This window comes from Burkholderia sp. DN3021 (assembly GCF_049805555.1).
GTDB lineage: Bacteria > Pseudomonadota > Gammaproteobacteria > Burkholderiales > Burkholderiaceae > Burkholderia > Burkholderia pyrrocinia_C.
The window spans coordinates 20,190-30,627 of sequence record NZ_JBNCAB010000089.1 but is presented as its reverse complement, the minus strand read 5'-3'; the positions used below and the strand labels follow the sequence as shown (position 1 = coordinate 30,627).

General features: G+C 66.0%; 11 protein-coding genes and 1 pseudogene. 7 read left to right on the top strand and 5 right to left on the bottom strand.

The features are described from left to right. From ACPUER_RS30385 to ACPUER_RS30375, 3 genes and pseudogenes are all read left to right on the top strand, one after another. Nucleotides 1-341, top strand: a 341-nt coding sequence (locus tag ACPUER_RS30385; protein WP_425132916.1) for a helix-turn-helix domain-containing protein, incomplete at its 5' end; no start/stop codon positions are given. Nucleotides 342-542: 201 nt separating this feature from the next. Next, the gene (locus tag ACPUER_RS30380) at nt 543-1,511 is read left to right on the top strand and encodes a DMT family transporter (protein ID WP_425132915.1); all 969 of its coding nucleotides are present in this window, start codon (nt 543-545) and stop codon (nt 1,509-1,511) included. A 200-nt stretch (nt 1,512-1,711) separates the two neighbouring features. Next, nucleotides 1,712-2,283 (top strand): annotated as a pseudogene (locus tag ACPUER_RS30375) (permease). A gap of 101 nt (nt 2,284-2,384) precedes the next feature. Here the strand turns inward: ACPUER_RS30375 and ACPUER_RS30370 are convergent. Next, on the bottom strand, nt 2,385-2,519 hold the full coding sequence (locus ACPUER_RS30370; RefSeq protein WP_021158165.1) for an entericidin A/B family lipoprotein: 135 nt from the start codon (nt 2,517-2,519) through the stop codon (nt 2,385-2,387). A 233-nt stretch (nt 2,520-2,752) separates the two neighbouring features. On the opposite strand from ACPUER_RS30370, the gene ACPUER_RS30365 reads away from it, so the two are divergent. Continuing rightward, nucleotides 2,753-4,048 carry an aspartate carbamoyltransferase gene (locus ACPUER_RS30365; protein WP_310132938.1) on the top strand — a complete coding sequence of 432 codons (1,296 nt, stop codon included), beginning with the start codon at nt 2,753-2,755 and terminating at the stop codon, nt 4,046-4,048. Between the two features lie 131 nt (nt 4,049-4,179). On the opposite strand, the gene ACPUER_RS30360 is transcribed toward ACPUER_RS30365, so the two are convergent. Both ACPUER_RS30360 and ACPUER_RS30355 read right to left on the bottom strand, forming a co-directional pair. Then, entirely contained in the window at nt 4,180-4,599 is a 420-nt protein-coding gene (locus ACPUER_RS30360; protein WP_310132935.1) for a type II toxin-antitoxin system VapC family toxin, read from the bottom strand. Beyond that, entirely contained in the window at nt 4,596-4,835 is a 240-nt protein-coding gene (locus tag ACPUER_RS30355; protein ID WP_425132914.1) for a FitA-like ribbon-helix-helix domain-containing protein, read from the bottom strand. The genes ACPUER_RS30360 and ACPUER_RS30355 overlap by 4 nt, the downstream gene beginning before the upstream one ends. 310 nt (nt 4,836-5,145) lie before the next feature. On the opposite strand from ACPUER_RS30355, the gene ACPUER_RS30350 reads away from it, so the two are divergent. From ACPUER_RS30350 to ACPUER_RS30340, 3 genes are read left to right on the top strand one after another with little or no spacing between them, the layout of a single operon-like run. Beyond that, nucleotides 5,146-7,383: a TonB-dependent receptor gene (locus ACPUER_RS30350; protein ID WP_175959535.1), complete on the top strand. Its 2,238-nt coding sequence runs from the start codon at nt 5,146-5,148 to the stop codon at nt 7,381-7,383. A 3-nt stretch (nt 7,384-7,386) separates the two neighbouring features. Further along, on the top strand, nt 7,387-8,142 hold the full coding sequence (locus ACPUER_RS30345; RefSeq protein WP_175959536.1) for a tetratricopeptide repeat protein: 756 nt from the start codon (nt 7,387-7,389) through the stop codon (nt 8,140-8,142). Beyond that, nucleotides 8,139-8,822: a Fe2+-dependent dioxygenase gene (locus ACPUER_RS30340; protein WP_175959537.1), complete on the top strand. Its 684-nt coding sequence runs from the start codon at nt 8,139-8,141 to the stop codon at nt 8,820-8,822. Before ACPUER_RS30345 ends, ACPUER_RS30340 begins: the two co-directional genes overlap by 4 nt. Nucleotides 8,823-8,903: 81 nt before the next feature. On the opposite strand, the gene ACPUER_RS30335 is transcribed toward ACPUER_RS30340, so the two are convergent. Together ACPUER_RS30335 and ACPUER_RS30330 are read right to left on the bottom strand one after the other, a co-directional pair. Continuing rightward, complete coding sequence (locus ACPUER_RS30335; RefSeq protein ID WP_310132924.1) at nt 8,904-9,326, bottom strand: amino acid-binding protein; 423 nt, start codon at nt 9,324-9,326, stop codon at nt 8,904-8,906. A gap of 76 nt (nt 9,327-9,402) precedes the next feature. Next, nucleotides 9,403-10,398 carry an NADP-dependent oxidoreductase gene (locus ACPUER_RS30330; protein ID WP_175959539.1) on the bottom strand — a complete coding sequence of 332 codons (996 nt, stop codon included), beginning with the start codon at nt 10,396-10,398 and terminating at the stop codon, nt 9,403-9,405. Nucleotides 10,399-10,438: the final 40 nt, after the last annotated feature.

The window sequence follows — 10,438 nt, the reverse complement described above, 5'->3', positions numbered from 1 at the left end:
TAAAAAGAGACGGGCCGGGGGCGGGCGTCGCGCGGGCGATCCGCGTCCCCGGCGACGGGCTCGACGCGGCGCCGGCCGCGCCCGTTTCGCTCGCCGAACTGGCCGACCTGAGCGGCGTGAGCCGGTTCCAGTTGCTGCGCGGGTTTGCACGCGAACTCGGTATCACGCCACACGCGTATCTGATCCAGTCGCGGGCGCGGCTGGCGCGCGCGCTGCTCGCCAACGGCCTGCCTATCGCGGATGCCGCGGCCGAAGCCGGCTTTGCCGATCAGAGCCACCTGACGCGCGCATTCGCGCGCCAGTTCGGGATTACGCCGGGGCGGTTTACGCAAGCCAATTGACGCCGCTGGCGTCCGCGCGCAACGCGATCGAAGGCGGGTCCCGCGTCGACGATGGTGGCTGACGCTGCTGCGGCGGCTTCGACTGACGCCGACACTGACGCACGCTCGCAAGGCGGCCCCACGCACCGCCCTCGGCATCCCCACGCACCCGCTGCAATTTCGTTCAAGACGCGCACCGCCGCCGTACGCGACGATGCGCGCATGAAAACACGACTGATTGGCTATCTCTACCTCGCCGCCGCGATGGCGGGCGTCGGCAGCACCGTCATCGCGAGCCGTCTCGCGGCCGGCGGCCTGCCGCCGTTCGCGGCCACGGCGCTGCGCTTCCTGATCGCGACGCCGCTGCTGTTCGCGCTGATGCGCGCGCAGCGAATGCGCTGGCCGCGCATTTCCGCGCGCGACGCCGTGCTGCTCGTCATCCAGGCCGCGGCGGGCGGCGTCGGTTATACGGTGCTGCTGATCAGCGGCACGAAGCTGTCGTCGCCGCTCGATGCGGGCGTGATGCTCGGCACGCTGCCGGCGATGTCGACGCTGATCGCGGCTGTCGTGCTGCGCGAGCGGCAGACGCCGCGCGACTGGGTGGCCGCCGCGCTCGCCACGGCCGGTGTGCTGTTCGTCACGTTCGCACCCGGCCAGACGATGTCGTCGCTCCAGACGCTTGCCGGCGATGCGCTGGTGCTGGCCGCCGTCGCATGCGAAGCCGTCTTCATCCTGCTGAACCGGCGGCTTGCCGCACCGTTGCCGCCGCTCGCGCTGTCCGCCGCGATGTCGGGCCTCGGCTTCGTGCTCGCCGTCGTGCCGGCCGCGTTCGAATGGCGCGCGGTGGCGACCGGCTGGACCGTCGGCGCCGTGTCGGCAATTACCTACTACGCGCTGGTGCCGACCGTGCTCGGCTACCTGTGCTGGTATGCGGGCTCCGCGCGCACGAGCGGCACCGAGGCCGCGCTGTTCACGGCGGTCGCGCCGGTCTCGGCCGTGCTGTTCGCGGTCGCGCTGTTCGGCGAAACGCTGACCGGCACGCGTGTCGCCGGCATCGCGCTCGTCGTCGCGGGCATGCTCGTCGGCGCGACGCGGCGGCGCGAACCGCCCGCGCGTGCACGCGATGCGCAACCGGCGAACCCGGTACAGCCGGCCAGTCCCGCGCCGTCGGCGCAAACCGCCGCTGACTGAGCCGCGCTCATTGCGTTGTTGCAGAAACGCAGGACGCTCGTTCACGCCACATTGCCGGTCCATCCCCGCGTTCGCGCGACGCCGCCGGCAACTGTAGGAATGTGTCCGCGCGCCGCAAAACCGTTGCGCACCACCGTGCAAGATGCAATATTCGCGTGGCCGAAAACTTTGACAACCATCGAACAACAATCCGCCACGCAATGAACAGGAAGGAAGCCAAAACAAGAATCGCGGTGCTGCTGTCCGCGGGAACGAGGAAGGCCGACGTACTGGCCGAGCTGTCCGGACAGGGGCTCAAGGATCGCGTGATCGCAAGCCTGATCGCGTCGCGCCCCGATCCGGAACGCTGTCGCAAGAACAAGGTGCACACCTGGATCCTGGTCGCGCTCGGCACCCTCCAGCTGGCGATCAGCCTGATGCTCGCGTATTACTTCTCCGCCGCCACCGGCGACCATGGCGTGTCGGGCGCGCTCGGCAATGGCCTCGTCGTGGTGTTCCTCGCGCTGACCGTGCCGCTGTCGCTGCTGTTCATCTGGGCTTCGCGACCCATCGCGTCGGCGCGTATCACGCGTTCATCCTGCTGTCGCTGCTGCAGTTGCCGAAGACCATCGCCGAGCTCGGACGCGATCCGTCGACCGCGCTGCCGGGCCTCGCGGTCACGCTGGTGCTGGTGGGCTACGTCTGGTTCGTGCGCAACCGGATGTTCCCCGACTACGGATGGTTCACGCCGCGCAAGGTCGAAGGCCGCTACGCGTTCGTCGAACACGCCTGACGCCGCCGGCGTCAACGCCACGCCGCCCCCCCAAAAAAGCGCCGGGCCGCCCCGCAAGCGCGGGACGGCCCGGCGCTTTCTGCATTCCGGAACCGGTCGGCTTACTTGGCCTTTTCGGCCGTATCGCTGATCGCCTGGCCGCCCTTCGAAATGTCCTGGCCCACGCCGGCGACCGTATTGCAGCCGGCGAGCGCGGCGGTCACAACCAGCAACATTGCAGCAATCGTACGCGTCATTCTCATTCTCCTTCGAATCAACAAGCCCGACCGGGCGAATCGTTTGCGGCATGGCGCCCTGCCGATGCAGGGCACGGGGCCTGACCTGATTATACGGACGCGGACGCCGCGCGCCAGTGCGAGCCCGTCGAGTGTCACACGCACCGCACAGCCCGATCGCGCAGATTTTCCTTGACTTCAGCACGCCAGGAACTAATATACGCACCGCGTATATTTTCCGCCAGGAGCCGCCGATGACCGTTCCCCAGCAAGCCTTCCTCCGCGACGCGATGCGCCGCCTCAACATGACTCGCGAAGCGTTCGCCAATCGAATCGGCGTCAGCCGGCGCGCACTGGATACCTGGCTGCTGCCCGACGATTCGCAGGAATCGCGCGGGATGCCCGAGATCGTCGAGCGCTTCGTGTCGGAAATCGTCGAACGTTCGGCACCGGAAAGCGGGGCCTATACGCAAAGCGTAGACAATCAGGGGCTCGCGAAGCAGTTCCTGTTCGAAGGCAAGCCGCAACTGCTGTCGGTCGACCAGTTCTCGCGGGAATCGGTCGAGGCGCTGTTTCGCGTGGCTGACGTGATGCAGCCGATCGCGCGGCGCCACAAGATTTCGCGCGTGCTGGAAGGCGCCGTGCTCGGCAACCTGTTCTTCGAGGCCAGCACGCGCACGCGCGTGTCGTTCGGCGCGGCGTTCTGCCGGCTCGGCGGCTCGGTGTGCGACACGACGGGCTTCACGTTCTCGTCGATGGCCAAGGGCGAATCGATCTACGACACGAGCCGCGTGATGGCCGGCTACGTCGACGCGCTCGTGATCCGCCACCCGGAGAAAGGCTCGGTGGCCGAGTTCGCGCGCGCGACCAACCTGCCCGTGATCAACGGCGGCGACGGCCCCGGCGAGCACCCGAGCCAGGCGCTGCTCGATCTCTATACGATCCAGCGCGAGTTCTCGCGGCTCGGCAAGATCGTCGACGGCGCGCACATCGCGCTGGTCGGCGATCTCAAGTACGGCCGCACCGTGCACTCGCTCGTCAAGCTGCTCGCGCTGTACCGCGGGCTCAAGTTCACGCTCGTGTCGCCGCCGACGCTCGAGATGCCGGCCTACATCATCGACCAGATCTCGACGAACGGCCATGTGGTCGAACAGACGACCGACCTCGCGGCCGGGCTGCGCGGCGCGGACGTCGTCTACGCGACGCGGATCCAGAAGGAGCGCTTCACCGACGAATCGTTCGAAGGCTATACGCCGGATTTCCAGATCAACCAGGCGCTCGTCGACTCGGTCTGCAAGCCCGACACGCTGATCATGCACCCGCTGCCGCGCGACAGCCGGCCGGGCGCGAACGACCTGTCGGTCGACCTGAACCGCGACCCGCGCCTTGCGATCTTCCGGCAGACCGACAACGGCATTCCGGTGCGGATGGCGATCTTCGCGGTGCTGCTCGGCGTCGAGAACCTCGTCCAGCATTCGATGCGCGACGCGACGTGGCGCCCGCCGGCTTATCTCGGGCCGGAGGACGCGGTGTTTCACGGAGTCGATTAAGTCACGCCGGGAGTCTCGCGCCCGCCCGCCATCGCTTCACGGGACGGGCGCGCTTGCCTGACGCAGAACGCGCCGCATTGCACGGCGCGTTTCCAATTCCAGCGCAGGTGATGGGTGCCAGAAACCGGGCGCTACCGCGCCCACGGATCGATCACGCGAAGCCCCACCGCCTCGAACGGCGCGACATCGCGCGTGGCCACGATCAGGCCGTTCGCCTCGGCCGTGGCGGCGACAAAACAATCGGCAGGCGCGATCGCGCTACCTGCGACACGGGCCCGAGCCCGAAGGCTCGCATACGCTTTGCTCGCCGCTTCGTCGAACGGCAGGATTCGGCCTCGAAACACCGACAGCACGCGCTGCTCGATGCTCTGATGCAGCCTGTCCCTCCTTCGCCCTTCCGGCAACGCCGCAACGCTGAATCGAATTTCGGCGAGACTGATTGCGGCGAGAAACAGCGTCTCGGCGTTCTGGGCATCGAGCCACTCGATCACGGCCGCACTCGGCTCGCGCCGCAGCGGTTCGGCAATGACGTTCGTATCAACAAGGATCATTCGAAGCTCATCGGATTGGTTGGCACCTTATCGCGCTCGACGTCGAAATCGACGCCGCCTGCCGCACGCCCGATTTCCGCCAGCAACGTTCCCAGCTTGAGCCGCCCGCCTGGCAGGACGGCCTGCTCGAGAATGTCACGTACCTCGGCTTCGGTACTGCGTCCGTGCTGGGCGGCGCGAATCCGAAGTGCGCGATGCACTTCGTCCGGCAAATTTCGAACGGTAATCACAGGCATGATGCATTCCTTCAAAATGCTTTCAATGCAGTCATCCTAGCATCTTGTAGTCACATGGATTGCCTCGCGACAAAACCACTCTAGCCCGCCCGAGGATCCCGTCACACTCGGCCAATCGGCCATCATCCACCGCCCATCCACCCCGCAACATTCGTCAACACTTGCCTTTTAATTGATAACAAGAACGCTTCTCATTCAACAAAAAATTACATAGAATGCCGGCTGAAAACAAATCGTAATAATTCCCGGCGGCATGCACATTTCCGTAGCACACCTCCCCCGGGGCCACATCGCGAGGTCCAAGCGCACCATGAAGTCCCGTTCCGACGAGTTGAAGCTCGGCAAATTCACCACCCTGTGCAGCGTGCTCGCCGCGAGCCCTGCATTCGCCGACGGCGCGCCGCCGCCGGCCCCGTCCAGCACCGAAGGCCATCTCGCGCCGATCGAGATCCAGGGCAAGATCGAGCACAGCTACAAGGCCGACTTTTCCGCTTCCGCGAAATTCACCGCGCCGCTCGTCGACACGCCGAAATCCGTCACCGTGATTCCGCAGGAACTGATCCGGAACAGCGGCGCGTCGACGCTGACCGAAGCGCTGCGCACCGTGCCCGGCATCACGTTCGGCGCCGGCGAAGGCGGCAACCCGCTCGGCGACCGTCCGTTCATCCGCGGCTACGACACGCAGGGCAGCATGTTCGTCGACGGCATGCGCGACACGGGCGCCACGACGCGCGAGATCTTCAACACCGAACGCGTCGAGATCACCAAGGGTTCCGACGGCGCGTACGGCGGCCGCGGCGGCGCCGGCGGCAGCATCAACCTGATCACGAAGGCCCCGCACCTCGGCACGACGGCCAGCGCGAGCGCCGGCCTCGGCACCGACCGCTATCGCCGCTTCACCGCCGACGGCAACTGGCAGTTCGCCGATCACGCCGCATTCCGCCTGAACCTGATGAGCCACAACAACGACGTCGCCGGCCGCGACGCCGTCAACAACGAGCGCTGGGGCGTCGCACCGTCGATCGCGTTCGGCCTCGGCACGCCGACGCGCGTGACCGCGAGCTACTACCACCTGTCGACCGACGACATGCCGGACGGCGGCATTCCGTACGTCTACGGCTTCAACATCCCGAAAGGCGTCACCGACGGCCCGGCAAACGTCGATCGCCACAACTTCTACGGGCTGATCGACCGCGACTTCCGCAAGACCACGTCGGACATCAGCACGATCAAGATCGAGCACGACATCACGTCGTCGCTGACGATCCGCAACACCACGCGTTACACGGAATCGACGCAGGACTACATCTGGACGCAGCCCGACGACAGCCAGGGCAACGTGGTGAACGGCAAGGTCTGGCGCCGCAACAACAACCGCAACAGCTCGATCAACAGCATCGCGAACCTGACCGAGCTGTTCGGCGAATTCCGCACCGGCCCGTTCAAGCACAGCTTCACGACCGGCATCGAGCTGACACGCGAATGGGGCAAGCGCGACACGTACAAGGTCGCGACCGACACCGGCAAGATCTGCCAGAAAGGCATCGGCGCGGCGTCGGGCTACAACTGCACGAGCCTGTGGTCGCCGAACCCGAACGATCCGTGGGCCGGCTCGATCACGCGCAACAACGACTACGCGCATGCGCGCACCACGACGAAATCGATCTACGGCTTCGACACGATCGAGATCACGCCGCGCTGGCAGGTCAATGCCGGCGTGCGCGTCGACGACTACTCGACCCGCTTCACCGACACCAAGGCCAACGGCAGCAAAACCTATACGCGCGACGATACGCTCGTGAACTGGCAGGCCGGCCTCGTGTTCAAGCCCGCGCAGAACGGCAGCATCTACGCGTCGTATGCGACGTCATCGACGCCGGCCGGCATGCTGCTCGGCGAAGGCAGCGAAACGCAGTCGCTCACGCCGGGTCGCGGCGGCGTCGGCCCGAACGCCGACCAGATGGCGCCGGAAAAGAACCGCAGCATCGAGCTCGGCACCAAGTGGAACGTGCTGAACGACAAGCTCGCGCTGACCGCCGCGCTGTTCCAGATCGACACGACGAACGCGCGCGTGACGCTGCCGAACAACCAGTACGCGATGGTCGGCAACAAGCGCGTGCAGGGTCTCGAGCTCGGCGTCGCAGGGCAGATCACGAAGCAGTGGCAGGTGTTCGGCGGCTATACGTACATGAAGAGCGCGCTGCGCGACAACGGCAAGGATGCGGCGAACAACGGCAACCGCTTCCCGAACACGCCGAAGCACAGCCTCACGATGTGGTCGAACTACGACGTGACGCCGAAGTTCACGGTCGGCGGCGGCGCGTTCTACATGTCGGAAGTATTCGGCGATCCCGCGAACCTGCGCGCCGTGCCGTCGTACTGGCGCTTCGATGCGATGGCGCAGTACCGGATCAACAAGAAGCTCGACCTGCAGTTGAACGTGAACAACCTGTTCAACCGTACGTACTTCGACCAGGCGTATCCGGCGCACTACGCGTCGATCGCACCGGGCCGCTCGGCGTTCGTCACGCTGAACGCGCGCTACTGATCGATGGAGGCCGTATCGCTGAAGGCGCTCGCGTCGGTATCGCCGCGTGAGTTCGCCGACATCCTGGCCGGGCCGCCCGAGCGCGCCGCCGCGTGGGTCGCGGCTGCGGCCGACAACGGCATCGTCGATGCGCAGGCCGTCTACGGGCAGTACCTGCTCGACGGCCATGGCGTCGCGCGCGATCCGGCTGCCGCGTTCGGCTGGTTCCGGCACGCCGCGCGGGCCGGCCACCCGATGGCGATGAACATGCTCGGCCGCTGCTACGAGTTCGGCTGGGGCACGGCCGCGTGCGCGCCGGTCGCCGTGTACTGGTACCGGCTCGCCGCGCAGGCGGGGCTCGACTGGGGCATGTACAACTACGCGACGGCGCTCGCGCTCGGCAACGGCGTCGACGAGAACCGCGCCGACGCGCTCGACTGGTTCCGCCGCGCGGCCGCGCTCGGGCACGCGAAATCGATCAACCTGATCGGCGGCTTCTACGAGGACGGCTGGGTCGTATCCGTCGACACCGATGCCGCGTTCGACCACTACCGCCGCGCAGCCGTTGCCGGCGACTTCCGCGGCCAGTTCAACTTTGCGCGGCTGCTCGCCGAGCGCGGGCGCATAGACGAAGCGCTCGTCTGGCTCGCGCGCGTGCCGGCCACCGCGACGCCCGCGTTCATCGCGAAGATGCGCGCCTATCTCGCATCGTCGCCGCTCGACGCGTTTCGCGCGGCGGCGCTGCAACTGCCGCCGCATGCAATGGAATCCGCATCATGATGCTTCATATCCCCGGCGTATTGACCAAGACGCAAGTCGCACAATGCCGCGACCTGATCGATGCGGCCGAATGGGTCGACGGCAACGCGACGTCCGGCGCGCAGTCGGCGCTTGCCAAACGCAACCGGCAATTGCCGGAAGGCTCACCGGCCGCGCGTGCGGTCGGCGACGCGATCCAGGATGCGCTCGCACGCCATCCGCTGTTCTTTTCGGCGGCGCTGCCGCTCAAGGTGTTTCCGCCGCTGTTCAACCGCTATGAAGGCGGCGAGACGTTCGGCACGCACGTCGACAACGCGATCCGGCTGCTGCGCGGCACCGATTTCCGTGTGCGCAGCGATCTGTCGGCGACGCTGTTTCTCGCCGAGCCCGATGCGTACGACGGCGGCGAGCTATGTGTCGAGGATACCTACGGCGTGCATCGCGCCAAGCTGCCGGCGGGCGATCTCGTGCTGTACCCGGCGTCGAGCCTGCATCACGTGACGCCCGTTACGCGCGGCGAGCGCGTTGCGTCGTTCTTCTGGATCCAGAGCATGGTGCGCGACGATGCCGATCGCACGCTGCTGTTCCAGCTCGATACGCAGATCCAGCAGCTTTCTGCGGACAAAGGTGCGCACGACCCGGGCGTGATCGCGCTCACCGGGATCTATCACAACCTGCTGAGACGGTGGGCGGATACCTGAGCCATGTGACGGGGGCCCGCAACGTCCTGAAACGCGCGCCCCCTTCCGGCCGCTGCCAGTCCACCGTCCAACGCAGCCGCCTTATGCCCGCTGCAGGATATCGATCGCCTTGTCTGCATCGTCCGCCGAATCGACCGCGAAATAGGCAATGAACTGGGAACCCAGCACGGCGGCCGAGACGCCACGGAGATTGATCGCGCCGTCCGCGAGCATCTGGGCCAGTTGCCCGATGATGCCCATTTGATCCAAACCCATTACGCGGACGGAGTGAACGCTCGGGGTGACGCTGAACCCCACCTGCGTGGCCGCGCGAATCACCGCGTCTCCCTGCAGTGGCGCGACAAACACGACGCCCTTGCCCGGCGTCTCCGATGTGCGGCGTGCAACGATGAACTGCAAGTCTGCGCCGGCAGTCCGCAGCGCGCTTAATACTGTCGCGAGGCCGCCCGGCTTGTCGTCGATGGTCGCCGACCAGACATCGACACGTTCTACGCTCAGTTCCATGGCAGTCCCTCCCGCCTGAGAACCCCGATAGAAAAAATCTAGATCACGGCAAGCACGCAAGCAAGGCGCCATTCGGTCATGCGACCTTGACCATCCGCTTGCCGACGTTCTCGCCCCTCAGCAAACCGACCAGCGCCTCCGGCAGGCGCTCGAAACCATCGAGCACATCCTCGCGTATCACGAGCTGGCCGGATTCGACCCAGCCCTGGAGTTCAGCGATTGCCTGCGTGTGCCGATCGAGGTAATCCGCCAAGAGGAACCCCTGCAACGTCAAACTCTTGATGATCACCAGCCCGGGCACCCCTTGCGGACCGGCGCCGGGTGCACTCCCGTCGTAATGCGAAACGGCGCCGCAACACACGATGCGACCGTAGCGCGCCATGTTGAACAAGCATGCTTCCAGGATGTCGCCTCCGGTGTTGTCGAAGTACACATCGATGCCGTCCGGACATGCCGTGCGCAGGCGATCGGCGATATTGCCCGCCTTATAGTCGAGCGACGCATCGAAACCGAATTCGCGAGTCACCAGATCGCACTTGACGGCACCACCCGCGATGCCTACCGTTCGACACCCTTTGATTCCGGCGATTTGCCCTGCGATGGACCCGACCGCTCCGGCCGCGGCCGAAATCACGACCGTTTGACCGGCTTCCAGTCGACCGCATTCCTGCATGCCGAAATAAGCCGTCAATCCAGGGACACCATAGACGCTCACCAAATGCGTAAGCGGTTCGATTCTGGGTAATCGGGTGAGATTCCGGGCGGGTACCGCTGCCAGGACTTGCCACCCTGTTTCGGCGAACACCAGGTCGCCGACCGCAAGTTGCGCGGATCGCGATTCCACGACCTCGGCCAGTGCCATGCCGGCCATGACGTCGCCGGCTTGAAGGCCGGCACGATAAGTCGCACCTTGCATCCATGCCCTGCTGGCCGCATCGAGCGATATGTACAGCGTGCGGAGCAGCACTTCCCCGTCTGCCGGACGCGGTCTGTCTGCCTCCCGGATAGCGAAGTGCTCGGGACCGAGCCTTTCCCGGGGAATCTCGGCTAGCAGGATTTGACGATTGCTCATGACTTTCACCTGATCTTGGATCTGTCTTATCCGTCGTCGA

Coding starts and splice junctions, on each gene's coding strand:
- ACPUER_RS30380 (WP_425132915.1), top strand. CDS start 543: ATGAAAACACGACTGATTGGCTATCTCTACCTCGCCGCCGCGATGGCG.
- ACPUER_RS30370 (WP_021158165.1), bottom strand. CDS start 2,519: ATGACGCGTACGATTGCTGCAATGTTGCTGGTTGTGACCGCCGCGCTC.
- ACPUER_RS30365 (WP_310132938.1), top strand. CDS start 2,753: ATGACCGTTCCCCAGCAAGCCTTCCTCCGCGACGCGATGCGCCGCCTC.
- ACPUER_RS30360 (WP_310132935.1), bottom strand. CDS start 4,599: ATGATCCTTGTTGATACGAACGTCATTGCCGAACCGCTGCGGCGCGAG.
- ACPUER_RS30355 (WP_425132914.1), bottom strand. CDS start 4,835: ATGCCTGTGATTACCGTTCGAAATTTGCCGGACGAAGTGCATCGCGCA.
- ACPUER_RS30350 (WP_175959535.1), top strand. CDS start 5,146: ATGAAGTCCCGTTCCGACGAGTTGAAGCTCGGCAAATTCACCACCCTG.
- ACPUER_RS30345 (WP_175959536.1), top strand. CDS start 7,387: ATGGAGGCCGTATCGCTGAAGGCGCTCGCGTCGGTATCGCCGCGTGAG.
- ACPUER_RS30340 (WP_175959537.1), top strand. CDS start 8,139: ATGATGCTTCATATCCCCGGCGTATTGACCAAGACGCAAGTCGCACAA.
- ACPUER_RS30335 (WP_310132924.1), bottom strand. CDS start 9,326: ATGGAACTGAGCGTAGAACGTGTCGATGTCTGGTCGGCGACCATCGAC.
- ACPUER_RS30330 (WP_175959539.1), bottom strand. CDS start 10,398: ATGAGCAATCGTCAAATCCTGCTAGCCGAGATTCCCCGGGAAAGGCTC.